Source organism: Bradyrhizobium sp. DOA1 (genome assembly GCF_001593325.1).
In the GTDB taxonomy this organism is placed as follows: Bacteria; Pseudomonadota; Alphaproteobacteria; order Rhizobiales; family Xanthobacteraceae; genus Bradyrhizobium.
The window spans coordinates 4855982-4879724 of the sequence record NZ_JXJM01000001.1 but is presented as its reverse complement, the minus strand read 5'-3'; the positions used below and the strand labels follow the sequence as shown (position 1 = coordinate 4879724).

Genomic DNA, 23743 nt, shown 5'->3' with positions numbered 1-23743 from the left:
CCGTCGGCACTGGGAGCAGCCGGTGCGTGCCTTCATCGACGAATGCCTCGCCGGTGTCGAAGGGCCCGCCAACCACGATTTCAACATGCGCTGGATCGGCTCGCTGGTCGCGGAGGCCTATCGCATCCTCACGCGCGGCGGCGTGTTCCTCTACCCCTCGGACGCACGTTCCGGTTACGGCGACGGCCGCCTGCGCCTCGTCTACGAGGCGCATCCGATGGCCTACATCATCGAGCAGGCCGGCGGCTCCGCCTCGACCGGGCGCGAGCGCATCCTCGAACTGTCGGCGCAAAGCCTGCACCAGCGCGTGCCGCTGATCATGGGCTCGATCAACGAGGTGCGGCGCGTCGAGGAATTGCATTGCGATCCGCTGCTGGTCGCCAGCGTCTCTGCGCCGCTATTCGCGCGGCGCGGATTCTTCCGGCTCTGAGCGAGGTGACGCATGTCCAGGAAGCATCCGATCATCTCCATCACCGGCTCCTCCGGCGCCGGCACCACCTCGGTCAAGAAGACGTTCGAGCAGATCTTCTTCCGCGAGAAGGTCAACGCCGCCTACATCGAGGGCGACGCCTTCCATCGATACGACCGCGCTGAGATGCGCGCGCAGATGGCTAAGGAGGCCGACCGCGGCAACAAGCATTTCAGCCATTTCAGTCCCGAGACCAATTTGTTCGAGGAGCTGGAGCGCGCGTTCCGCGACTATGGCGAGACCGGCACGGCGGTGACGCGTCACTACGTTCATGACGCGGAGGAATCGGCGTTGCATGGCGCGCCTCCCGGTACCTTCACCGATTGGGAAAAGCTGCCGGAGAGCTCCGACCTGCTGTTCTACGAAGGTCTGCACGGCGCCGTCGTCACCGACAAGGTCAACGTCGCGCGCTATGCCGACCTCAAGATCGGCGTCGTGCCCGTGATCAATCTCGAATGGATCCAGAAGCTGCACCGCGACCGCAGCGCCCGCGGCTATTCGACCGAGGCGGTCACCGACACCATCCTGCGGCGGATGCCGGATTACATTCACTACATCTGCCCGCAATTCACCGAGACCGACATCAACTTCCAGCGCGTGCCGACGGTGGACACCTCCAATCCGTTCATCGCGCGCTGGATCCCGACGCCTGATGAATCGATGGTCGTGATCCGCTTCAAGAATCCGCGCGGCATCGACTTCCCTTATCTGCTCTCGATGCTGCCGCAGAGCTGGATGTCGCGCGCGAATTCCATCGTCTGCCCCGGCGCCAAGCTCGACCTCGCGATGCAGCTGATCCTGACGCCGCTGATCATGCAGCTGATCGAGCGCAAGCGGAGCCTGAAGTGATCCGCAAGACCAACAATTGGAGGATCTGATGAACATCTCGGTTCATGCCGAAGCCGACCTCTATGCCGTCAGCCACACCGATCTCGCCAATGCCGTCCGCTTCCTCGCGGTCGACGCCATCGAGACCTCGCAGTCCGGGCATCCCGGCCTGCCCATGGGCATGGCCGACGTCGCCACCGTGCTGTTCTCGCGCTTCCTCAAATTCGACTCGGCGCATCCGAACTGGCCCGACCGTGACCGCTTCGTGCTGTCGGCCGGCCATGGCTCGATGCTGCTCTATGCATTGTTGCATCTGACCGGCGGCGATGTCAGCCTGGATGATATCAAGGCCTTTCGGCGGTGGGGCTCGAAGACGCCGGGCCATCCCGAATATGGCCATACACCCGGCGTCGAGACCACGACCGGTCCGCTCGGTCAGGGGATTGCCACGGCCGTCGGGATGGCGCTGGCCGAGCGCATGGCCAATGCGCGGCACGGCGACGGCCTCGTCGATCACTTCACCTATGTGATCGCCGGCGATGGCTGCCTGATGGAAGGCATCAGCCAGGAGGCGATCTCGCTTGCCGGTCATCTCCAGCTCGGCCGGTTGATCGTGCTGTTCGACGACAACGGCATCTCCATCGACGGGCCGACCTCGCTGGCGACGTCGGATGACCAGCTCGCGCGCTTCGCCGCATCCGGCTGGTCGGTGCGCAGTGTCGACGGCCACGATCCCGAAGCGGTCGCGCAGGCGATCGCCGAAGAGCGCGAAACCGCAAAGCCATCGCTGATCGCCTGTCGCACCATCATCGGCTACGGCGCGCCGGACCGGCAGGGCACCGAGAAGGCGCATGGCGCACCGCTCGGCACCGAGCAGACCGCGGCGGCGCGCCGGACGCTGGGTTGGGATTATCAGCCCTTCGTGGTGCCTGTCACGATCCAGAAGGCGTGGCGGATGATCGGACAGCGCGGGCAGGTCGATCGACTCGCCTGGCTCGATCGTTACGAAAGCGCGACGCCGGAGCAGCGCGATCTGTTCGTCGAGGGCAGGGCCGTCGCCTTGCCGGGCGGCTATGCGCTGGCTGCGGCGAAGCTGCGCGAGCGCTTCGCCAGCGAACGTCCGAAGATCGCAACGCGCCAGGCCTCGCAGCAGGTGCTCGACGGCATCGCCATGACCATCCCGGGCCTGGTCGGTGGCTCCGCCGACCTGACCCATTCGAACCTCACGCACGCCAAGGCGCAGGCTCCGGTCAAGAGCGTCGCGTTCGCCGGCGACTACATCCACTACGGCATTCGCGAGCACGGCATGGCCGCCGCGATGAACGGTCTTGCGCTGCATGGCGGCTTCATCCCCTATGGCGGCACATTCCTCGCGTTCTCGGATTACAGCCGGCCCGCCATCCGCCTTGCGGCGCTGATGCGGCTGCGCGTCATCCACGTCATGACCCACGATTCCATCGGTCTCGGCGAGGACGGCCCCACGCACCAGCCGGTCGAGCATCTCGCCGCGCTGCGGGTGATTCCTGATCTGCTCGTGTTCCGGCCGGCTGACGCCGTGGAGACGCTGGAGGCCTGGGACTGCGCACTCAGCTCCGAGAACCGCCCGTCCGTGCTCTGCCTCTCGCGCCAGGCGCTTCCGACGTTCCGCAGCGATGCGCGCGGCAGAAACCGGGTCGCCCGTGGTGCCTATCTCATCGTCTCGCCGGATGGCGGACGCGACGTGACGCTGATGGCTACGGGCTCGGAAGTCTCCATCGCGCTGGAAGCGGCCCGCCTGCTCGCGACCGAGCATATCCGTGCGGCGGTGGTGTCCGCACCTTGCTTTGCTCTGTTCGAGGAGCAGCCGGAGGATTACCGCGCCACGGTGCTCGGCACCGCGCCGCGTGTCGGGATCGAGGCGGCCGTGCAGGGTGATTGGGCACGTTGGATCGGTGCCGATGGTGAGTTCGTCGGCATGCGCGGCTTCGGTGCCTCGGCGCCGGCGCCCGTGCTGTACCGTGAATTCGGCATCACGCCGCAAAGCGTTGCGGAAGCGGCCCGCCGGGCGGTCGCCCGCAAGGGACAATAAGGGACAACAAGGAGGATCAATCGTGGCTCGTATCACCCTTCGCCAACTGCTCGATCACGCGGCCAGCCACGGTTACGCGGTGCCGGCGTTCAACATCAACAATATGGAGCAGGGCATCGCGATCATGCAGGCGGCAGCCGAGGTCGACGCGCCCGTCATCATGCAGGCCTCGCGCGGCGCGCGCAGTTATGCCGGAGATCTCATGCTCTCGCACATGATCGACGCGCTGGAGCGGACCTATCCCGACATCCCCCTCTGCATGCACCAGGACCACGGCAATGACGAGGCGACTTGCGCCTCCGCCATCGCCCATGGCTTCACATCGGTGATGATGGACGGCTCGCTGAAGGCCGACGCAAAGACCGCGGCCGATTACGGCTACAACGTCGCCATCACCCGCCGCGTCGTCGATCTCGCCCATTGGGTCGGCGCCTCCGTCGAAGGCGAGCTCGGCGTGCTTGGCTCGCTCGAGCATGGCGGTGGCGAGCAAGAGGATGGTCACGGTGTCGAGGGCAAGGTCAGCCACGACCAGCTGCTGACCGATCCGGATCAGGCTGTCGATTTCGTCCGCGCGACGAAGGTCGATGCGCTCGCAATCGCGATGGGCACCTCGCACGGCGCCTACAAGTTCAGCCGCAAGCCCGACGGCGATATCCTGGCGATGCGCGTGGTCGAGGAGATCCACCGCCGGCTGCCGAACACGCATCTGGTGATGCACGGCTCGTCTTCGGTGCCGCAGCCGCTTCAGGATATGTTCAACGAATTCGGCGGCGAGATGCCGCAAACCTGGGGCGTGCCGGTCGAGGAGATCGTTCGCGGCATCAAGAGCGGCGTACGCAAGGTCAATATCGACACCGACTGCCGCCTCGCGATGACGGCCGTGTTCCGTAAGGTCGCAGCGCAAACACGCTCGGAGTTCGATCCGCGCAAATTCCTCAAGCCGGCGATGGACGCGATGCGCGAGCTTTGCCGCGAGCGCTTCGAGCAATTCGGCACGGCAGGCCACGCCAGCAAGATCAAGGTCGTTCCCTTGAGCGAGATGGCGCGGCGCTATCGGGCGGGAGAATTGGACCCTCGCATCACCCGCGAGCCCGTTGCCGCCTAACCAATCGGAAAGAGCAGAGAAAAGAGCAGGAGAGAGACATGAACGCACATGCAGGCACGGTCCGCGGCAAAGAGCGCTATCGCTCCGGCGTGATGGAATACAAGCGCATGGGCTATTGGGAGCCCGATTACACGCCAAAGGACACGGACGTCATCGCGCTGTTCCGCGTCACGCCGCAGGAAGGTGTCGATCCGATCGAAGCGTCGGCTGCGGTGGCCGGTGAATCCTCGACCGCGACCTGGACCGTGGTGTGGACCGATCGCCTGACCGCCGCGGAGAAATATCGCGCCAAGTGCTACCGCGTCGATCCGGTGCCGGGCACGCCGGGCTCGTATTTCGCCTACATCGCCTATGATCTCGACCTGTTTGAGCCGGGCTCGATCGCCAATCTGTCGGCTTCCATCATCGGAAACGTGTTCGGCTTCAAGCCGCTCAAGGCGCTGCGGCTGGAGGACATGCGCTTCCCGGTCGCCTATGTGAAGACGTTCCAGGGGCCGGCGACCGGCATCGTGGTCGAGCGCGAGCGCCTCGACAAGTTCGGCCGGCCGCTGCTGGGCGCAACGGTGAAACCGAAGCTCGGACTCTCCGGGCGCAACTACGGCCGCGTGGTCTACGAGGCGCTGAAGGGCGGGCTCGACTTCACCAAGGATGACGAGAACATCAACTCGCAGCCCTTCATGCATTGGCGCGACCGTTTCCTCTACTGCATGGAGGCGGTGAATCGCGCGCAGGCAGCCTCCGGTGAGGTGAAGGGCACTTACCTCAACGTCACCGCGGGAACGATGGAGGACATGTACGAGCGCGCGGAGTTCGCCAAGGAGCTCGGCTCCGTCATCGTCATGATCGACCTCGTGATCGGCTACACCGCGATCCAGTCGATGGCGAAGTGGGCGCGACGAAACGACATGATCCTGCATCTACATCGCGCAGGCCACTCGACCTACACGCGGCAGAAGAGCCACGGCGTGTCGTTCCGCGTCATCGCCAAATGGATGCGGCTCGCCGGTGTCGACCACATCCATGCCGGCACCGTGGTCGGCAAGCTCGAAGGCGACCCCAACACCACGCGCGGCTATTACGACGTCTGTCGCGAGGAGTTCAACCCGACCAGGCTCGAGCACGGCATTTTCTTCGACCAGTCCTGGGCGAGCCTGAACAAGATGATGCCGGTCGCCTCGGGCGGCATCCATGCCGGCCAGATGCATCAGCTGCTCGATCTCCTGGGTGAGGACGTCGTGCTACAATTCGGCGGTGGCACCATCGGCCATCCCATGGGAATCGCGGCCGGCGCCATCGCCAACCGCGTCGCGCTGGAAGCGATGATCCTCGCCCGCAACGAGGGCCGCGACTACGTCCACGAGGGCCCGGAGATCCTGGCCAAGGCCGCCCAGACCTGCACGCCGCTGAAGTCTGCGCTCGATGTCTGGAAGGACGTCACCTTCAATTATCAATCCACCGACACGCCGGACTTCGTGCCGACGGCGCTGGAAACCGTCTGAGGAGCTTTGACCATGAAACTGACCCAGGGCTGCTTTTCGTTCCTGCCCGACCTGACCGACGACCAGATCACCAAGCAGGTGCAGTATTGCCTCGCCAATGGCTGGGCGGTGAACATCGAGTTCACCGACGATCCGCATCCCCGCAACACCTATTGGGAGATGTGGGGCCTGCCAATGTTCGATCTCCAGGATGCCGCCGGCGTGATGATGGAGCTCGCCGAATGCCGCAGAGTGTACGGCGACCGCTACATCCGCATCAGCGGCTTCGATTCCAGCCATGGCTGGGAGTCCGTGCGCATCTCCTTCCTCGTCAACCGCCCGCCTCAGGAAGCTGAGTTCGAGCTGGTGCGGCAGGAGGTGGGCGGCCGCGCCATCCGTTACACCACCGTGCGCAAGCCGGTCGCGTACGCCTCAACCTGAATCGTTCTCCTCCGCGCGGAGCACTCCCTGCTCCGTATCCTTGGCGGACCACTGCTTCGCCGCTCCCCGCGGCGAAGCCCTTTTCTTCGAGGTGCCGATGCTCGATGTTCCTCACTCGACGACCGAACATGGCGAGACCAATTTCGATCTCCGCAAGGAGGCCGAGGCGGCCGGGATCACCGCCACGCTGCAACAACTCGAGCAGGAGCTGATCGGACTGAAGCCGGTCAAGAGCCGCGTGCGCCAGATCGCATCGCTGCTGCTGATCGAGCGCATTCGCCAGCGAGCAGGCCTCGCCGCTGCGCCGCCGACGCTGCACATGTCGTTCACCGGCAATCCCGGCACCGGCAAGACGACTGTCGCGTTGCGCATGGCAAAAATCCTGCACGGCCTTGGCTTCGTGCGGCGCGGGCAGGTCATCTCGGTGACGCGTGACGACCTAGTCGGTCAATATATCGGCCACACCGCGCCGAAGACCAAGGAGATATTGAAGAAGGCGATGGGCGGGGTGCTGTTCATCGATGAGGCCTATTATCTCCATCGCCCCGACAACGAGCGTGACTATGGCCAGGAGGCGATCGAGATCCTGCTCCAAGTGATGGAGAACCAGCGCGAGGATCTGGTCGTGATACTCGCCGGCTATGGCGAGCGCATGACGAGCTTCTTCGCCTCCAATCCCGGCTTCCGGTCGCGCATCGCGCACCACATCGAATTCCCGGACTATGCCGAAGCCGAGCTGCTCGTCATTGCCGAGCTGATGCTGAAGGAGCGGGGCTATCGCTTCTCGGCAGCGGCTCGCGAGGCGTTCGAGAAGTACATCGCGCTGCGGCGGACCCAGCCGTTCTTCTCTAACGCCCGCTCGATCCGTAACGCGGTCGACCGCATCCGCCTGCGGCAGGCCGACCGCCTGGTGTCCGATCTTGACCGCATGCTCGACATCGCCGACCTCGAGACCATCGATCCCATGGACGTCCTGGCGAGCCGTGTCTTCAGCGGCGGCGCCGACGTGCGGAGTTCAAAGCCATGACGAAAGAGATTCTCATCGCGCCCTCGATCCTGGCCGCGGATTTCGCGCGCCTTGGCGAAGAAGTCGCGGCGATCGATGCGGCCGGGGCCGACTGGATCCATTGCGACGTCATGGACGGGCACTTCGTGCCGAACATCAGCTTCGGTGCCGACGTCATCAAGGCGATCCGCCCGCGGACGAAGAAGATATTCGACGTGCATCTGATGATCGCGCCGGCCGATCCCTATCTCGAAGCTTTCGCGAAGGCCGGGGCTGATGTCATCACCGTGCATGCCGAAGCCGGCCCGCATCTTGATCGCTCGCTCCAGGCGATCCGCACGCTCGGCAAGAAGGCCGGCGTGAGCTTGTGTCCCGCAACGCCGGAAAGCGCCATCGAATATGTGCTCGATCGTCTCGATCTCGTGCTGGTGATGACCGTCAATCCCGGCTTCGGCGGCCAATCCTTCCTCGAGTCCCAGCTGGAGAAGATCGCGCGGATCAAAAGCATGATCGGCGCCCGGCCGATCCGGCTCGAAGTCGATGGCGGTGTTACGCGCGACAATGCCGCTGCTGTAGCCTCAGCGGGCGCCGACACGCTCGTGGCGGGTTCCGCGGTATTTCGCGACAAGAACGCCGCCGAATATGCGGCCAATATCGCGGCCATTCGCACCGCTGCCGAGGCCGGCCGAGTTCCGAAGTTGCAGGACAGTTCTGCACAGCGGATGCGCCTCAGCGAGGGAGGTCGTATCCGGTAGACTACGGCAGGCGCAAGCGATCTATAGATCGACGCGCCGGTTGTCCCAAGGCGTGGCACTTTCTCCGGGGGTCTACGAGAGTTAGCGCGGAAAAATCAATAGGCCTTCAGGCGTGAGTAACCAACGGGTCGGGCACGAAGATTCGGTTAACCCTCGCGCAAGGCTGTGCGTCGCAGTCTGTGGTCCAGGAACGCGAGAGAGCGTGGGGATGCGGATCCAGTACATTGGCGGGCATGAGGCCTGCACGCTGCGCGAGACGATGCCATGAGCATGCATCGCTTGTTTGCCGAGCAGCTTCGCTGCGCCACGGACGCGGCCGGACAGGTCGACGTCGTCAGGCTGGGTGAGCTCGTCAGCGCTGTCTATGAGGCGAGCGATCGCGACCGCCAGCGGATGATCGAGGCACGCGCGCACACGCAGGGTGTGGTCGAGCGAGATCTGCTGCGGACTCAGGAATTCCTCGATACCATCGTCGAAAACGTTCCGATCGCCGTCTTCGCGAAATGCGCGAAGAGTTCGCGCTACATCCTGCTCAACCGCGCCGGGGAAGACTATTACGGCATGCCGCGCGAACAGATGCTGGGCCGGACACCCGAAGAGATTTTCCCGGCCGACGTCGCCCGCGTGGTCAATGAGCAGGATCGACGCGTGGTTGCCAGCGGCATGCCGATGTTCCTCGAGGAGCATCTGCTCGAAGTGGGCGTCAAAGGCCGCGGCCGTGTCGTCAATTCACGCAAGATGCTGATCAAGGATAGCGACGGGGAGCCGCAATATCTGGTCGGCGTCATCGAGGACGTCACCGAACGGATCGCGAGCCAGGCGCGGATCAGCCATCTCGCGCATCATGACGTGCTGACCGACCTGCCGAACCGCAGCGCCTTCAACGCCGCGCTGGAGGAACGATTGGAGCGGGCGCAGGAGGCATCGACCAGCTTTGCCGTGCTCAGCCTCGACCTCGACCGCTTCAAGGAGGTCAACGACGTATTCGGCCACCCCGTCGGCGACATGCTGATGCGGGCGGCGGCCGATCGCCTTGCCGCCGAAGCCGACGGCGCTTTCGTCGCGCGCATCGGCGGTGACGAATTCATGATCCTGATGCCCGATAATGTCAGCCGCGAGAACGTGCTGGCCCTTGCCGAACGACTGGTCGAGACCATCGGCAACGAGCTCGAGGTCGACGACTATCTCTCCCATGTCGGCCTCAGCGTCGGGATCGCGTTCTATCCGGATGACGGCGTCAATGCCGCCACGCTGCTTGCCAACGCCGACTCCGCGCTCTATCGCGCCAAGCGCGAGGGCAGGGGCAGGGTCCGGTTCTTCGAATCCGAGATGGACCAGGAGCTGCGCGACCGCCGGCTGTTGCTGCACGATCTGCGGCGGGCGCTGGAGCAGAACGAGCTCCTCGTCTACTTCCAGCCGCAGGCGCGGATCGAGGGCGAGGTTATCGGCTTCGAGGCGCTGCTGCGCTGGAACCACCCGACGCGCGGCTTCGTGCCGCCCGACCAGTTCATTCCGCTCGCCGAGGAAAACGGGTTGATCATCCAGATCGGCGAGTGGATCCTGCGCGAAGCGTGCCGCGAGGCGGCATCATGGCAAAGACCGTTGCAGGTCGCGGTTAATCTCTCTCCGGTCCAATTCCAGGCCGGCGATCTCGAAGGGTCGATCCAACGGATCCTGCTGGAAACGGGGCTCGCGCCGACGCGGCTCGAGGTCGAGATCACCGAGGGCGTGCTGATCGGTGATTTCAACGGCGCACTTGATCTGCTGCGACGGCTCAAGGCGCTGGGCATCCGCATCGCGATGGACGATTTCGGCACCGGCTATTCTTCGCTGTCCTATCTCCAGTCGTTCCCGTTCGACAAGATCAAGATCGATCGCAGCTTCATCTCCAATCTCGAAGCGACGCCGCAATCGGGCGAGATCGTTCGTGCAGTCCTGAGCCTCGCGCGCGCCTTGAATATCCCCGTCATTGCCGAAGGTGTGGAGACGGAGGCGCAGCGTGCCTTCCTGACGCGCGAGGCCTGCGAGGAAATGCAGGGCCATCTGGTCGGCCGGCCGGATCTGATCGAGCGCTATCTCGACCTCGTCGGCGTGACCATCGAGCGCCGCCTCTCCGCTTAGGTCGGGCAGGCAGCGGCGGGAATTTGGAAGCGAGAGAGCCGTCGCCTGGAACTTTGGCTTGTCCCGGCACTTCCTGGAATCGACGGAGTTCGGGCGTGCGGCGCGCAGCAAAACTTTTGCATGGCCGCCATCGGCCTGACGCAAATCTGAGCAATAAGCCCCGTGAATGCGAGGGAGGGTCTCATGGAGAACGTACGTCGCTACCGCGCGCTGGCGTCCCTCTGTCGTCAGCAAGCGGCCTATCGCCCGCTCCAGAACTGGGAGCTCCTCGGCCAGGCCGAACATTTCGAATATCTCGCGGAAGTCGAGCTCAAGGCGCATTTCGACGCGTGCAATGCACAAGGCGACGAGAGCGCCGCTGACGCCGAGGCATGGGAAAGGCCGGCCGCGGCGTAACGCGCGTCGGACCGGCTCGGCTCAATGGCATCACGATCTCTGGTAGCGGGCCTGGAACGGGGCGTCGCGGGCTGGCGCGCGGGCAGCGAGACGGCTGACTTCACTGCATGAAGGATCCGCGTCGAGCCGCGTCGAATGCCGCGGCAAGTTTCGTCGCCGCGCCCCGCCTTCAATTCTTTGCCAAGATTTAATCGCGGGGACGGGACGCCGTAAGGTGCCAACGCCCATGTTGCGTGCAAGGCGACACTGCTCAACATGGACATTTCGACATGAACGATCGCGTCAATTCCGACATTCCCACAACCCGCAAGATCTTGAGGCCGCGCCGGCTGGCGCTGCTCGGCACCGTGGCCGCGCTAGGCGTGGCCGTGCTCGCGGCCGCGCCCGGCACCTCGCCATTCGGCGTGACCTCCTTCGTCGCGCCGGCCCAGGCCGCCGAGACGGCTGGGACGCCGCCGGGCTTCGGCGATCTCGTGGCCAGGGTCAAACCCGCCGTCATCTCGGTGCGGGTCAGGATCGACCGGGACAACGACAAGAGCGCGATGCTGCAACAGAACCGGATGGATTCGGACGAGGACTCGCCGTTCGACCAGTTCTCCCGCCAGTTCGGCTTCCGCTTCCCGGGGGGCATGAACGGCATGCCGCGCCAGCGCCACCAGATGATCACGGGTGAAGGCTCGGGCTTCTTCATCTCCGCCGATGGCTATGCCGTCACCAACAACCACGTGGTCGATCACGCCGAATCCGTGCAGGTGACCATGGACGACGGCACCACCTACAAGGCCAAGGTCGTCGGCACCGATCCGAAGACCGATCTCGCGCTGATCAAGGTCGACGGCAAGAAGGATTTTCCGTTCGTCAAATTCTCCGACCAGAAGCCGCGCATCGGCGATTGGGTCGTCGCCGTCGGCAATCCCTTCGGCCTCGGCGGCACCGTGACCGCAGGTATCGTCTCGGCCAGCGGCCGCGACATCGGCAATGGTCCCTATGACGACTTCATCCAGATCGACGCGCCGATCAACAAGGGCAATTCCGGCGGTCCGGCCTTCGACATGAACGGCAACGTGATCGGTGTGAATACCGCGATCTTCTCGCCCTCCGGCGGTTCGGTCGGCATCGGCTTCGACATTCCGGCTACGACCGCGAAACTCGTGGTGGCGCAGCTGAAGGACAAGGGGGCGGTCACCCGCGGCTGGCTTGGCGTGCAGGTGCAGCCCGTGACGTCCGATATCGCCGACAGCCTCGGCCTGAAGGAGGCACGCGGCGCGATCGTCGACAATCCGCAAGCCGACAGTCCGGCGGCGAAGGCGGGTATCGAGGCGGGCGACGTCATCACCGCGGTCAACGGCACCGCGATCAAGGATTCCCGCGATCTCGCCCGCACCATCGCCACGCTGGCGCCCGGCAGCTCGGTCAAGCTCGACGTCATCCACAAGGGCGAGAGCAAGACGGTGACGCTGGCGCTCGGCGAGCTGTCGAACGAACGGCAGGCTCAGGGAAAAGGTCGGGATAGCGACAAGGTGCAGCCTGACACCGGCACGCCGCGTCTCGGGCTCGGTCTGGCGCCGGCCGGCGAGGTTCAGGGCGCCGGACAGAAGGGCGTCGTCGTCACCGAGGTCGATCCGGAAGGGCCGGCGGCGCAGCGAGGCATCCAGACAGGCGACGTCATCCTCAATGTCGGCGGCAAGGCCGTCAGCAATGTCGGCGAGGTTCGTTCGGAGCTGGCTCAGGCCAAATCGTCCGGCAAGCGCAGCGTGCTGTTGCAGGTCAAAAGCGCGGATGCGACCCGGTTCGTCGCGGTCCCACTCGCGTAGAGACGCAGCTTCATCGGTACTCATACAAAAAGGCGGCCCTCGGGCCGCCTTTCCTGTGTGCGATCGAGATCACGTCGGCGATAACATTCTCGTTAACGGCAGCGAGGATGACCCGGTTCGTCCGAAAAAGCCGTGTTCGCCGCTCACAGTTTCGAGCAGCACCCGTGTGCCCTGCGGCAATGTCGCCGCGGAGGCGGGTTGCAAGCGTGGAACTTCGAACCGTCCCGCCGCTTTGTGGAACTGGCCGGTGGTTCGCATTTGATCGGTGCCGACATGGATCGATTGAAGCTCTCGCTGATGACGGCGCTGTTGGTGGCGTCGTTCGTGCTGCCGACTGCAAGCGCCCTCGGGCGCGATGACGGCCGCTATGCGAACTCTCCCCTGAAGCCCTGGTTCGACAGCTTGCGCAGCCATCTCGGTCCGTGCTGCTCGGATGCGGACGGCTTTGCCGTTGCCGATCCCGACTGGGAATCGCACGACGGACATTACCGCGTCAGGCTGGATGGGCAGTGGATCGACGTGCCGGATGAAGCCGTCATCACCGAGCCGAACCGCGCCGGCCGCACCATGGTGTGGCCGGTGAAGACTGCGTTCGGGATTTCGATCCGCTGCTTCATGCCGGGCAGCATGATCTGACCGAAGTCAGCGCGAGCGCTTGGCGGACTTCCGCTTCGACGTCTTCCTGGAAGATTTCTTGCTCTTGGAAGATTTCTTGGCTGTCTTCTTCTTGGACGTCTTCCGCTTGGACGCCTTCTTCGGGACCTTCTTGCCCTTCTTGCGGGCCTTCGACAGTCCGATCGCGATCGCCTGCTTGCGGCTCTTCACCCGACCGCCGCGACCGCCACGCCCGCTCTTCGCGGTCCCCTTCTTGTAGCGCCGCATCTCGCTTTCGACGTCGCTGCCGGAGCTGCGTGAGTAGCGGCGCTTCTTTGCCTTGCGTGCCATGCCTGTTCTCCCTTGGCCGGGGGAGAACCGTTCCACACAGGCATGGTTCCGAAGTCAGGCGAGTAACGGGCCGGCTGGGCGGGCCTAGAACGAATTCGCCAGCTCGATCTCGGCTTCCAGCACCTCGATGCGCCGCGCAGCCTCGGCGAAGGAGAGATCGCGCGCATACTGTGCCGGCTGATACGCCTCTTCACTGAGCCGCTTCAATCTCAGTCCCTGCGCCCGGGTCATCTGCTCGCTCAGGAAAACCCTGGCGTCATATTGGGCCTGAACCTGCATGTCGCTCCTCCGTTCTGGAAATCGTGACTTGACTATATGTTCTTATTTTGTTCTAACAAGCCATGGACAACAGAATTAATGAAATTCGACGTAAAATCAGCGCCTTGAGGCTGGAGATGGCCGATGTCGAGGCGTCGTGCGCGACCTTGTCAATCGTGACTGCGACTGCACTGAACAGGCCCTGGCTCAGATCGATCTGCGCCGGAAAATCAATCTGCTCATCGAGGAATGGAAGGCGGCCGGGGGCCGCGGTGTCCTGCCTGACGTCCGCGGCCGGACGCGTCTCCAGGCGGTGACGAAGGACAAGCCGGCGAGCCTATTGGCGCGCCGCTGAGACATTGAGGGTCGCGTGGAGGAAGACCCGGACGACTACCGGATGCTGAAATTGCGCGCTGAGATTCTCGAACTGGGTTCTGCCATCCGGCAATTGCAGCGCGAGGGCCTCGATGATGCTGCGGCCCAGCTCCTCATCGCGCGTAAGCGGGCGCAGCTCGAGCATCTTGCAAAAGGCACGCGGCCTTAACATCACTGACATCCGACGCAGCTAAGGCGTGCGCGCATCGAGGAGTTGAAGCAGGCCATCCGTGATGCGCTGATCAGCGCGCGGCCCATGTGGCGCGGGAGCGCGACGAGGTCGCGATGAATCGTGATCGTGCGATACTGAAAAGGCCTCACGTGAAAGTCCCGCGCAGAGCGCGGGACTTTTGATCGTCGTATTATGCTGGGCTCACTTGCTCTTGCTCATGCCATCCTTGTTGTTGGTCATGGTGCCGCCCTGATCGGAGCCCGGACCAGAACCGCCCTGACCGGAGGGATCGGCGCCCTTTGACGTCTTGGTGTTGGTGCCGGTGGTCTGCGACGATGACATCGCGGATCCATGTTTTGCCTTGTGCGACTTCGCCTGCGCGGCGAACGGCGATACGGCAAGGCCGGTTGCCAACATCACGGCGAGAGCGAGCTTGGTCGTCTTCATGTAAGGGAACTCCTGAGTTAAATTGACGCAGGCGGCCAACTGCGGTTCGTCGCGGGAGTTCCCGACGAAGCCATCGTCAAGCGTCCAGGCGCTTCAAGATTGCTTGTTCTCTTCCAGGATGAATACGACGCCGGTGAGCGTCGCGCCGATCGTGAAGGTCGTCACCAAGGTGAGGACGAAGACGATGGCGGCCTGGCTTCCGCCGTTCTTGAGCAGGTTGGCAACGGCTGGATTGCAGAGAATGAGTATCAGGCTGAAGGCGAGGCCGAGGGCTGCGCCCATCAGCGCGTGTGTCATCAGTTTGATGAGGCCAGTGGGAGAGATCAGGTCCGGCGACTTTTTCGCGCGCATGGAACAGTGTCTCGAGCTGACATGCAAACGCGCGCGGTATTCGCTGGTTCCATCCCAATGAAGGAATGGTCATCGCCTGCTTCATCCGACGTTCATGCCGGACACGCGAAGATGAACGCCATCAACACGGGAATAGTCGATATGGGCAAGGTAGTCTTTCTGTACCGCTCGCTGGCCTATCGCAATGCCGCCGCGGATATTCTGCGCAAGGCGCGCAAGCTCCCGCGTGGCGCGGAGCGAAGCGCAGCTCGCCGCTATGCCAGAGCGCTGCGCGATCTCGCCCGAACGGAAGCATGGCTCGAAGGACGCATTGCGCGCGATCCACGAACCGAGCAGCGCATGACGGGCACCGCGTCCGGCTAGCCGGAGGCGCGCTGCAATTCGGCCGCAGCTGCGGCATCGAATTTGCCGGGTGCGGGGCTCGCCGCGGTCTTGCGTGTCAACGGCACCTCCAGGCGGCACAACAGGCCCTCGGCGCGCCAATCGAATTGCGCCTGTCCACCGAGCTGGGACTCGACGCTCGCAAGCAGGCTCCGCGTTCCGAAGCCGCGGGATTTCGGTGTCCTGACCAGCGGGCCGCCGGATTCCTCCCAGGTCAGCGTGAGGCGGTCGTTCTCGGCCTGCCAGGCGATCATGAGCCGCCCAGACCGCGTCGACAGCGCGCCATATTTGGCCGAGTTGGTGAAGAGCTCGTGCAGTGCGAGCGCCAGCGTCTGGGCGGTCGCCGGCAGCAACTGAACTTCGGGGCCTGCCAACCTGATCTGGCCGCCCAGCGAATAGGGCGCAAGCTCCTCGTCGATCAGCTTGGAGAGCTCGGCGCCCTGCCAGCTCGACAGTGACAGGATGGTGTGGACGCGCGCCAGCGCGTTGATGCGTCCCTCGACGGCATTGACATAGGCCTTGACCTCGTCGGCCCGGGTGAGGCGCACGATCGATTGCGCCAGCGCCAGCGCATTCTTGGCGCGATGATCGACTTCCCGCGCGAGGAGATTCTGCCGCTCCTCGGCGCGCTTGCGTTCCGTGATGTCCACGGTGACGCCGCTCACCCGCACCACGCGGCCGTTGGCATCTATCGTGGCGGCCGCCGTGCCGACGCACCAGCGCACCTCCCCGTCGGGCCGCACGATCCGGAATTCGGTTTCATAGGCACGCGTGCCGCTGTTGAACTCGGCGATCGCCTTGCGCAGCTGGTCGACGTCATCGGGATGCAGCAACGCCTGGACGTTGGCCGGATTGACCTCGAAGCTCTCCGGACTGACGCCGAAAATGCGATATTGCCCCTCGTCCCACATCCAGTCGCCGGTGATCCAGTCCCAATCCCACGAGCCCATCTTGCCGGCGGCGATCGCCATGCTGCGGCGCTGCTCGCTTTCGCGCAGCTTGGCGGTGGAGTTTTCCAGCTCGGCGGTGCGTGCGCGGACGCGGTCCTCGAGCTCCTGGTTCAGTCGCTCGAGCTCGCGCGTCTTGCGATAGAGTTCGGAGAACACCTTGATCTTGGCGCGCAGCACCTCCGGCACGACCGGCACCGGAACGTAATCGACCGCGCCCATCTCGTAACCACGCAATCGATCGATGTCGCTGACCTGAATGGCGGAGATGAAGATCATCGCGGTCTTCTGGAAGCGCGGATGCTCGCGGATCATCGCGGCGAGCTCGAAGCCGTCGAGCTCGGGCATGCAGACGTCGACCAGGATCACCGCGATCTCGGTCTTGAGCAGAACTTCCAGCGCCTCGCGGCCGGAAGAGGCGATCACGAGGTTCTCGCCGAGGTCCTTCAATATCACCTCATAGGCGAGCAGCTTGGCGGGCTGGTCGTCGACGAGCAGGATGTTGACCTTTTCGTGGTCCATTCGCGGATCCAACTCAGCGGTGCAGCCACATGCGGATCGCAAGCAGCAATTGATCGGTGTTGACGGGTTTGGCGAGGTAGTCGGACGCGCCGGCTTCCAGGCATTTCTCACGATCGCCCTTCATCGCCTTGGCGGTCAGCGCGATGATCGGTAGCCGCGCAAAGGCCGGATTCTCCCGGATCACGCCCATGGTCTGATAGCCATCCATCTGCGGCATCATGATGTCCATCAGCACGATGGCGATTTCCGGATTGGATTCGACCAATGCGACCGCCTCTCTGCCGGTCGTGGCCGTCAGCACCTTCATGCCGCGCCGTTCCAGCACACTCGACAGCGCGAAGATGTTGCGGGCGTCATCGTCGACGAGCAGGGCCGTCTTGCCGATAAGATCCTCGTCGGAACTGTTCAGCTTCTCCAGCATGCGCTGCTTCTCGACCGGCAGTTCCGTGATGACACGGTGCAGGAACAGCGCGGTCTCGTCGAGCAGGCGCTCCGGCGACTCCACGCCCTTGACCACGATGCTGCGCGCCATGGTGTGCAGTTCCGCATCCTCTTCCGCGGAGAGCTCGCGGCCGGTGAACACCACGACCGGGATGTTCGACAGCGCCTCGTCGTTGCGGATCTGGTCGAGCACCTCGAAGCCGGTCATGTCGGGCAGCCTGAGGTCGAGCACCACGCAGTCGCACGGCTGCTCACGCAGCGTCGAAAGCGCGCCGGCACCGGTGTCCGTCGCCACGATCTCGATGTCGTCGTGGTGCAGCAGCTCGCGGATCGAGAGCCGTTCGGCCTCGTTGTCCTCGACGATCAGGAGCCGCTTGCGCCGCGGCCGCGCATATTCCTTGATCTGCGTCAGCGCGGCGGAGACGCCTTCCGTTGTCGTCGGCTTGTTGACGAAGGAGAAGGCACCACGCGCCAAGGCGTGCTGGCGGTCCTCGTCGAGGGTGATGATCTGCACGGGGATGTGGCGGGTCAGCGGATTGTGCTTGAGCTGGCTCAGCACGGTCCAGCCCAGCATGTCCGGCAGGAACACGTCGAGGGAGACGGCCGTCGGCTGGTACTGCTTGGCGAGCTCGAGTGCTTCTGCGCCGCGGGCCGCGACCAGCACCTTGAACCCCTTGTCGCGCGCCAGATCGACCAGCACGCGTGCGTAATGCGGGTCGTCCTCGACGATCAGGAGGATGGTGTCGCCGGGCTCGAGATTGAGCCGGTCGTCGGGAAGCTGCTCGATGACGCGCTGCTGCTGGTCGGGGGCGGCCGGCTGGAGCGCCGGCGGCTGGTTGTACTGCTGGGGCGCAGGTGCTGCGCGCGGTGCGAGCGTCGGGCCGGAATATTTTAGCGGCAGATAGAGCGTGAAGGACGAGCCCTTGCCCGGCGAACTGCGCAGGTGGATCTCGCCGCCGAGCAGGCTCGCGAGCTCACGGCTGATTGCAAGTCCGAGGCCAGTGCCGCCATATTTGCGGCTGGTGCCGGCATCCGCCTGCTGGAACGCTTCGAAGATCAGCTTCTGCTTTTCCAGGGGGATGCCGATGCCGGTATCGGATACCTCGAACGCGATCACGGCCGGCGCCGAATTCAGCACCGGGTGATCCGTGCCCCAGCCGCCGAGCGCGCCGCCCACCTTGAGGCGCACCTCGCCTTCGGCGGTGAACTTGAAGGCATTGGAGAGCAGGTTCTTCAGCACCTGCTGCAGGCGCTTGGAGTCGGTGACGATGCTGCGTGGCAGGTTCGGATCGATGTCGATCTTGAACGATAGGTTGCGGTTGTCCGCCTCGTGCCGGAACGGCCGCCCGACGGTCTCGAGCAGGTTCGCGGTCAGGATCTCCTCGGCGTCGACCGTCACCGTGCCGGACTCGATCTTGGAGAGATCGAGAATGTCGCTGATGAGATTGAGCAGGTCGGTGCCGGCGCCGTGGATGGTGCGGGCGAATTCGACCTGCTTGGCCGAAAGGTTGCCGTCCGGATTGTCGGTGAGCTGCTGTCCGAGGATCAGGATCGAGTTCAGCGGCGTGCGCAGCTCGTGGCTCATATTGGCGAGGAATTCGGACTTGTATTTCGAGGTGAGCGCGAGCTCGGTCGCCTTTTCCTCCAGCGCGCGGCGGGCCTGCTCGATCTCCTGGTTCTTGCGTTCGACCTCGACGTTACGCTCGGCGAGCTGCTGCGCCTTCTGCTCGAGCTGGTCGTTGGTCTGCTGCAATTCGCGCTGCTGGGTCTGGAGCTCGCCGGCGAGCTGCTGCGACTGCTTGAGCAGGCCTTCGGTCTGCATCGTCGCTTCGATCGAGTTGAGCACGATGCCGATGGAGTCGGTGAGCTGCTCCAGGAAGGTCATCTGCGATGTCGTGAAGGAGACGAGCGAAGCAAGCTCAATCACGGCCTTGACCTGACCTTCGAATAGCACCGGCAGCACCACGAGATTCTTCGGCGCGACGCGGAACAGCGCCGAGTTGATCGGCACCACGTCGGAGGGAATGTCGCCAACCACCCGGGGCCGCTTGTCGAGGGCGCATTGGCCGATCAGGCCTTCGCCGAACTGGAGCACGCGCTGATAGGGGTAGATGCCGTCGCTGGCGTAGGACGCGAGCAGCAGGAGCTGCGGATTGTCCTCGCTCTCGACCTGGTAGATCACGCCGGTATGAGCGTTCACCAGCGGCGACAGCTCGGTGAGCAGCAGCCGGCCGACGGTGGTGAGGTCGCGCTGGCCCTGGAGCATGTTGGTGAACTTGGCGAGGTTTGTCTTCAGCCAGTCCTGCTCGGTGTTCACGTCCGTCGTCAGACGGAGATTCGTGATCATCGTGTTGATGTTGTCTTTCAGCTCGGCGACTTCGCCGCGGGCGTCGACCTGGATCGACCGCGTCAGGTCGCCCTTGGTCACGGCGGTCGCGACTTCCGCGATCGCGCGCACCTGCGAAGTGAGGTTGGCCGCGAGCAGGTTGACGTTGCCGGTGAGGTCCTTCCAGGTTCCGGCGGCGCCGGGCACGTTGGCCTGACCGCCCAGGCGGCCCTCGACGCCGACCTCGCGCGCCACCGACGTCACCTGATCGGCGAAGGTCGCGAGCGTCTCGGTCATGTTGTTGATGGTGTCGGCGAGAGCCGCGACTTCGCCCTTCGATTTCACGGTGAGATTCTGCTTGAGATCGCCGTTGGCGACCGCGGTCACCACCTTGACGATGCCGCGCACCTGCTCGGTTAGGTTCGCGGCCATGAAGTTGACGGTGTCGGTGAGATCCTTCCACGTGCCGGCGACGCCGGGCACCTGCGCCTGGCCGCCGAGCTTGCCCTCGGTGCCGACCTCGCGCGCCACGCGCGTCACTTCGCCGGCGAAGGCGTTGAGCTGGTCCACCATGGTGTTAATGGTGTTCTTCAGCTCGAGGATCTCGCCCTTCACGTCGACGGTGATCTTGCGCGAGAGGTCGCCGCGGGCGACCGCCGTGGTGACTTCGGCGATGTTGCGGACCTGCGTCGTGAGGTTGGCCGCGAGCAGGTTGACGTTGTCGGTGAGGTCCTTCCAGGTACCGCCGACGCCGGGCACGACGGCCTGGCCGCCGAGCCGTCCCTCGGTGCCGACCTCGCGCGCGACGCGCGTCACTTCCGCCGCGAAGGAGCGCAGCTGTTCGACCATGGTGTTCAGGGTGTCCTTGAGCAGCAGGATCTCGCCGCGCACGTCCACGGTGATCTTCTTCGAGAGGTCGCCGCCGGCGATCGCGGTCGCGACCTCCGCGATGTTGCGGACCTGGGCCGTCAGGTTGGAGGCCATGAAGTTGACGTTATCGGTGAGGTCCTTCCAGGTGCCGGCAACGCCGGGCACTTCGGCCTGACCGCCGAGCTTGCCTTCGGTGCCGACCTCGCGGGCCACGCGCGTCACTTCGCCGGCAAAGGCGTTGAGCTGGTCCACCATGGTGTTGATGGTGTTCTTCAGCTCGAGGATTTCGCCCTTCACGTCCACGGTGATCTTGCGGGAGAGGTCGCCGCGCGCCACGGCGGTCGTCACTTCGGCGATGTTGCGGACCTGGGCGGTGAGGTTGCCCGCCATCGAGTTCACGCTGTCGGTGAGGTCCTTCCAGGTGCCGGCGACGCCGGGCACGTTGGCCTGACCGCCGAGGCGGCCCTCGGTGCCGACCTCGCGCGCAACGCGCGTCACCTCGCCCGCGAAGCGGTTGAGCTGGTCGACCATCGTGTTCAGCGTTTCCTTCAGCTGCAGGATTTCGCCGCGGACGTCGACCGTGATCTTGCGGGACAGGTCGCCGCCGGCGATCGCTGTCGCGACCTCCGCGATGTTGCGGACCTGGGCGGTCAAATTGCCGGCCATCGAGTTCACGGAGTCGGTCAGGTCCTTCCAGGTGCCGGCAACGCCGGTGACTTGGGCCTGACCGCCGAGCTTGCCGTCGGTGCCGACCTCGCGTGCCACGCGCGTCACTTCGCCGGCGAAGGCGTTGAGCTGGTCGACCATGGTGTTGAGCGTTTCCTTCAGCTGAAGGATTTCGCCCGACACGTTCACCGTGATCTTCTTGGACAAATCGCCCTTCGCCACCGCGGTCGCGACTTCGGCGATGTTGCGGACCTGACCGGTCAGGTTCGAGGCCATCGAGTTGACCGAGTCCGTCAAGTCTTTCCAGGTGCCGCCGACGCCGCGCACGACGGCCTGGCCGCCGAGCTTGCCTTCGGTGCCGACCTCGCGCGCCACGCGCGTCACTTCGCCTGCGAAGGCGTTGAGCTGGTCGACCATCGTATTGATGGTGTCCTTCAGCTCGAGGATTTCGCCGCGCACGTCCACCGTGATCTTCTTCGAGAGGTCGCCGCCCGCGACCGCCGTCGTCACCTCTGCGATGTTGCGGACCTGCGCGGTCAGGTTCGAAGCCATCGAGTTGACGCTCTCCGTCAGGTCCTTCCAGGTGCCGGCGACGCCGAGCACGTTGGCCTGGCCGCCCAGCCGTCCTTCTGTCCCGACCTCGCGCGCGACGCGCGTCACTTCGCCCGCAAACGCGTTGAGCTGGTCGACCATCGTGTTCAGCGTTTCCTTCAGCTGAAGGATCTCGCCCGACACGTTCACCGTGATCTTCTTGGAGAGGTCGCCGCCGGCGATCGCGGTGGCAACGTCGGCGATGTTGCGGACCTGCGCAGTCAGGTTCGACGCCATGAAGTTGACGTTGTCGGTGAGGTCCTTCCAGGTGCCGGCCACGCCGGGCACCTGGGCCTGGCCGCCGAGCTTGCCCTCGGTGCCGACCTCGCGCGCGACCCGCGTCACTTCCGAGGCGAACGAGTTGAGCTGGTCCACCATGGTGTTGATGGTGTCCTTCAGCTCCAGAATTTCGCCGCGCACGTCCACAGTGATCTTGCGCGACAGGTCGCCGCGCGCCACGGCCGTCGTCACGTTGGCGATGTTGCGCACCTGCGCGGTCAGGTTGCCGCACATCGCGTTGACGGAATCGGTGAGGTCCTTCCAGGTGCCGGCCACGCCGGGCACGATCGCCTGGCCGCCGAGCTTGCCGTCGGTGCCGACTTCGCGCGCCACGCGCGTCACTTCGGAGGCGAAGGAGCGCAGCTGGTCCACCATCGTGTTGATGGCTTCCTTGAGCTGAAGGATCTCGCCGCGGACGTCCACGGTGATCTTCTTCGACAAGTCGCCGTTGGCGACCGCGATCGTCACCTCGGCGATGTTGCGAACCTGGTTGGTCAGGTTGTTCGCCATCGAGTTGACGCTCTCGGTGAGGTCCTTCCAGACGCCGGTCACCTCCGGCACCTGGGCCTGGCCGCCGAGCTTGCCCTCGGTGCCGACCTCGCGCGCCACACGCGTCACCTCGGAGGTGAACACGCCGAGCTGCTTGATCATGGTGTTGACGATGTTGGCCGACTGCAGGAATTCACCCCGCAGCGGCCTTCCGTCGACGTCGAGCTTGACGGTCTGCAGCAGGTCGCCTTGCGCCACCGCCGCGACCGCGCGCGTCACCTCGCGGGTCGGCCACAACAAATCGTCGATCAGCGTGTTGACCGAGCCTTCCATGTCGGCCCAGGAGCCGGAGGCGAGGCCGAACTTGACGCGCTGGCGGGTCTTGCCCTCGCGCCCCACTACCTGGCCGACCAGCTCGAGCTGCTGCGCCATGCGCTGGTTGGCCGCGATGATTTCATTAAAAGTGTCGGCAATCTTGCCGTCGATGCCGAGATAATCGCCGCTCATCCGCACCGAGAAGTCGCCGCTGCGCATCGCCTGTAGGGCGAGCAGCAATTCCGCCCGGGAATCTGGGTCCGACATATCGCTGTTTTTTGGCTTTGGGACGCGACGACCGGAGCGTGATGCAGTTCCGGGATCGAGGTCGCTCATACTGATTCCCCCGCAGGCGTCGGCCGAATCCAGGCGTACGCGTTTGGTCAAAATAGAGCGTCAGCCTAATTCGAAATCAAGCGCCAAGGTGCGGCGCGCGAATATGGAACCTGCCTTGCTCAGCCCGACGTTAGTAACGTCCATCCCCCGAGTTGGTTCCATGTCAGGTTCAGAGATTCGGCCTTGGCCCCGCGGCGCCTATGCCGCTCGGAACGGACCGGCAGCCCCACGGTTAGCCAGCAAAGACAGGAGCACGCAAATGAAAGCTGGACTGGCTGCGCTTATCGCCATCTTGTTTGCCGGAGCGGCCCTCGCCCAGGGCGGCGAGCCCAGCGGTCGTGGGGCCGTGACCGGCGATCCCGCCGCAAGCTCGGCGACGCCCCGTGCCGATACGCCGACCACGGGGACGGCCAACCGGTCGAACCCCAGCGGCAGCGGCACTTCGACCTCCGGCGGTAAGGACGACAATGGCGATGGAGGCCGGGACAAGATGCCTGAGAGCAACCGGACGGTGCTTCCGGAAAGTCAGCAACGTCCGAAGGAGAAGTAAA

21 protein-coding genes and 1 pseudogene are annotated in these 23743 nt (G+C 64.5%); 16 read left to right on the top strand and 6 right to left on the bottom strand.

The window, feature by feature from the left end; genetic code table 11:
* The 12 genes and pseudogenes from SE91_RS22855 to SE91_RS22800 all read left to right on the top strand — a co-directional run.
* Positions 1-430 (top strand): annotated as a pseudogene (locus SE91_RS22855) (class 1 fructose-bisphosphatase); the annotation flags it as partial.
* A gap of 12 nt (positions 431-442) precedes the next feature.
* Positions 443-1318, top strand: coding sequence for a phosphoribulokinase (locus SE91_RS22850; protein WP_061849208.1), 876 nt, complete (start codon positions 443-445; stop codon positions 1316-1318).
* Positions 1319-1346: 28 nt separating this feature from the next.
* Positions 1347-3365 (top strand): transketolase, encoded by a 2019-nt coding sequence (tkt, locus tag SE91_RS22845; RefSeq protein WP_061851259.1) that lies wholly within the window; start codon positions 1347-1349, stop codon positions 3363-3365.
* A gap of 22 nt (positions 3366-3387) precedes the next feature.
* Positions 3388-4470 (top strand): class II fructose-bisphosphate aldolase, encoded by a 1083-nt coding sequence (gene fba, locus SE91_RS22840; RefSeq protein WP_060735311.1) that lies wholly within the window; start codon positions 3388-3390, stop codon positions 4468-4470.
* 38 nt (positions 4471-4508) lie between these two features.
* The gene (locus tag SE91_RS22835; protein WP_061849207.1) at positions 4509-5969 is read left to right on the top strand and encodes a form I ribulose bisphosphate carboxylase large subunit; all 1461 of its coding nucleotides are present in this window, start codon (positions 4509-4511) and stop codon (positions 5967-5969) included.
* A 12-nt stretch (positions 5970-5981) separates the two neighbouring features.
* Positions 5982-6389, top strand: a complete 408-nt coding sequence (locus SE91_RS22830) for a ribulose bisphosphate carboxylase small subunit (RefSeq protein ID WP_008566800.1) — start codon at positions 5982-5984, stop codon at positions 6387-6389.
* A 97-nt stretch (positions 6390-6486) separates the two neighbouring features.
* Positions 6487-7416 carry a CbbX protein gene (gene cbbX / locus SE91_RS22825; protein ID WP_061851258.1) on the top strand — a complete coding sequence of 310 codons (930 nt, stop codon included), beginning with the start codon at positions 6487-6489 and terminating at the stop codon, positions 7414-7416.
* On the top strand, positions 7413-8150 hold the full coding sequence (gene rpe, locus SE91_RS22820; protein WP_061849206.1) for a ribulose-phosphate 3-epimerase: 738 nt from the start codon (positions 7413-7415) through the stop codon (positions 8148-8150). The genes cbbX and rpe overlap by 4 nt, the downstream gene beginning before the upstream one ends.
* 264 nt (positions 8151-8414) lie before the next feature.
* Entirely contained in the window at positions 8415-10271 is a 1857-nt protein-coding gene (locus SE91_RS22815) for a putative bifunctional diguanylate cyclase/phosphodiesterase (protein ID WP_061849205.1), read from the top strand.
* Between the two features lie 183 nt (positions 10272-10454).
* Positions 10455-10667: a hypothetical protein gene (locus tag SE91_RS22810; protein ID WP_008551558.1), complete on the top strand. Its 213-nt coding sequence runs from the start codon at positions 10455-10457 to the stop codon at positions 10665-10667.
* A gap of 269 nt (positions 10668-10936) precedes the next feature.
* The gene (locus tag SE91_RS22805) at positions 10937-12481 is read left to right on the top strand and encodes a Do family serine endopeptidase (RefSeq protein ID WP_061849204.1); all 1545 of its coding nucleotides are present in this window, start codon (positions 10937-10939) and stop codon (positions 12479-12481) included.
* A 273-nt stretch (positions 12482-12754) separates the two neighbouring features.
* On the top strand, positions 12755-13117 hold the full coding sequence (locus SE91_RS22800) for a hypothetical protein (protein ID WP_061851257.1): 363 nt from the start codon (positions 12755-12757) through the stop codon (positions 13115-13117).
* A 6-nt stretch (positions 13118-13123) separates the two neighbouring features.
* Here SE91_RS22800 and SE91_RS22795 read toward each other — a convergent pair whose 3' ends face one another.
* Both SE91_RS22795 and SE91_RS22790 read right to left on the bottom strand, forming a co-directional pair.
* Positions 13124-13426 (bottom strand): DUF6496 domain-containing protein, encoded by a 303-nt coding sequence (locus tag SE91_RS22795; RefSeq protein ID WP_008551540.1) that lies wholly within the window; start codon positions 13424-13426, stop codon positions 13124-13126.
* Between the two features lie 84 nt (positions 13427-13510).
* Positions 13511-13705: a DUF3072 domain-containing protein gene (locus tag SE91_RS22790; RefSeq protein WP_061849203.1), complete on the bottom strand. Its 195-nt coding sequence runs from the start codon at positions 13703-13705 to the stop codon at positions 13511-13513.
* A 136-nt stretch (positions 13706-13841) separates the two neighbouring features.
* Here SE91_RS22790 and SE91_RS22785 point away from each other — a divergent pair, with 136 nt between their 5' ends.
* Together SE91_RS22785 and SE91_RS37220 are read left to right on the top strand one after the other, a co-directional pair.
* The gene (locus tag SE91_RS22785; RefSeq protein WP_245318494.1) at positions 13842-14039 is read left to right on the top strand and encodes a hypothetical protein; all 198 of its coding nucleotides are present in this window, start codon (positions 13842-13844) and stop codon (positions 14037-14039) included.
* Positions 14040-14054: 15 nt separating this feature from the next.
* On the top strand, positions 14055-14228 hold the full coding sequence (locus SE91_RS37220; RefSeq protein WP_197489502.1) for a hypothetical protein: 174 nt from the start codon (positions 14055-14057) through the stop codon (positions 14226-14228).
* Positions 14229-14432: 204 nt separating this feature from the next.
* On the opposite strand, the gene SE91_RS22775 is transcribed toward SE91_RS37220, so the two are convergent.
* Positions 14433-14678 (bottom strand): hypothetical protein, encoded by a 246-nt coding sequence (locus SE91_RS22775; RefSeq protein WP_061849201.1) that lies wholly within the window; start codon positions 14676-14678, stop codon positions 14433-14435.
* 93 nt (positions 14679-14771) lie between these two features.
* Positions 14772-15029 (bottom strand): hypothetical protein, encoded by a 258-nt coding sequence (locus tag SE91_RS22770; protein ID WP_061849200.1) that lies wholly within the window; start codon positions 15027-15029, stop codon positions 14772-14774.
* A 111-nt stretch (positions 15030-15140) separates the two neighbouring features.
* Between SE91_RS22770 and SE91_RS22765 the strand changes: the two genes are divergently transcribed.
* Positions 15141-15392: a hypothetical protein gene (locus SE91_RS22765; RefSeq protein ID WP_245318493.1), complete on the top strand. Its 252-nt coding sequence runs from the start codon at positions 15141-15143 to the stop codon at positions 15390-15392.
* On the opposite strand, the gene SE91_RS22760 is transcribed toward SE91_RS22765, so the two are convergent.
* Together SE91_RS22760 and SE91_RS22755 are read right to left on the bottom strand one after the other, a co-directional pair.
* Positions 15389-16879, bottom strand: a complete 1491-nt coding sequence (locus tag SE91_RS22760; RefSeq protein ID WP_061851255.1) for an HWE histidine kinase domain-containing protein — start codon at positions 16877-16879, stop codon at positions 15389-15391. The two genes, SE91_RS22765 and SE91_RS22760, sit on opposite strands and share 4 nt — an antisense overlap.
* Positions 16880-16892: 13 nt before the next feature.
* Positions 16893-23192: a HAMP domain-containing protein gene (locus tag SE91_RS22755; RefSeq protein WP_061849199.1), complete on the bottom strand. Its 6300-nt coding sequence runs from the start codon at positions 23190-23192 to the stop codon at positions 16893-16895.
* Positions 23193-23451: 259 nt separating this feature from the next.
* Between SE91_RS22755 and SE91_RS37215 the strand changes: the two genes are divergently transcribed.
* Complete coding sequence (locus SE91_RS37215) at positions 23452-23742, top strand: hypothetical protein (protein WP_008551511.1); 291 nt, start codon at positions 23452-23454, stop codon at positions 23740-23742.
* Position 23743: the final 1 nt, after the last annotated feature.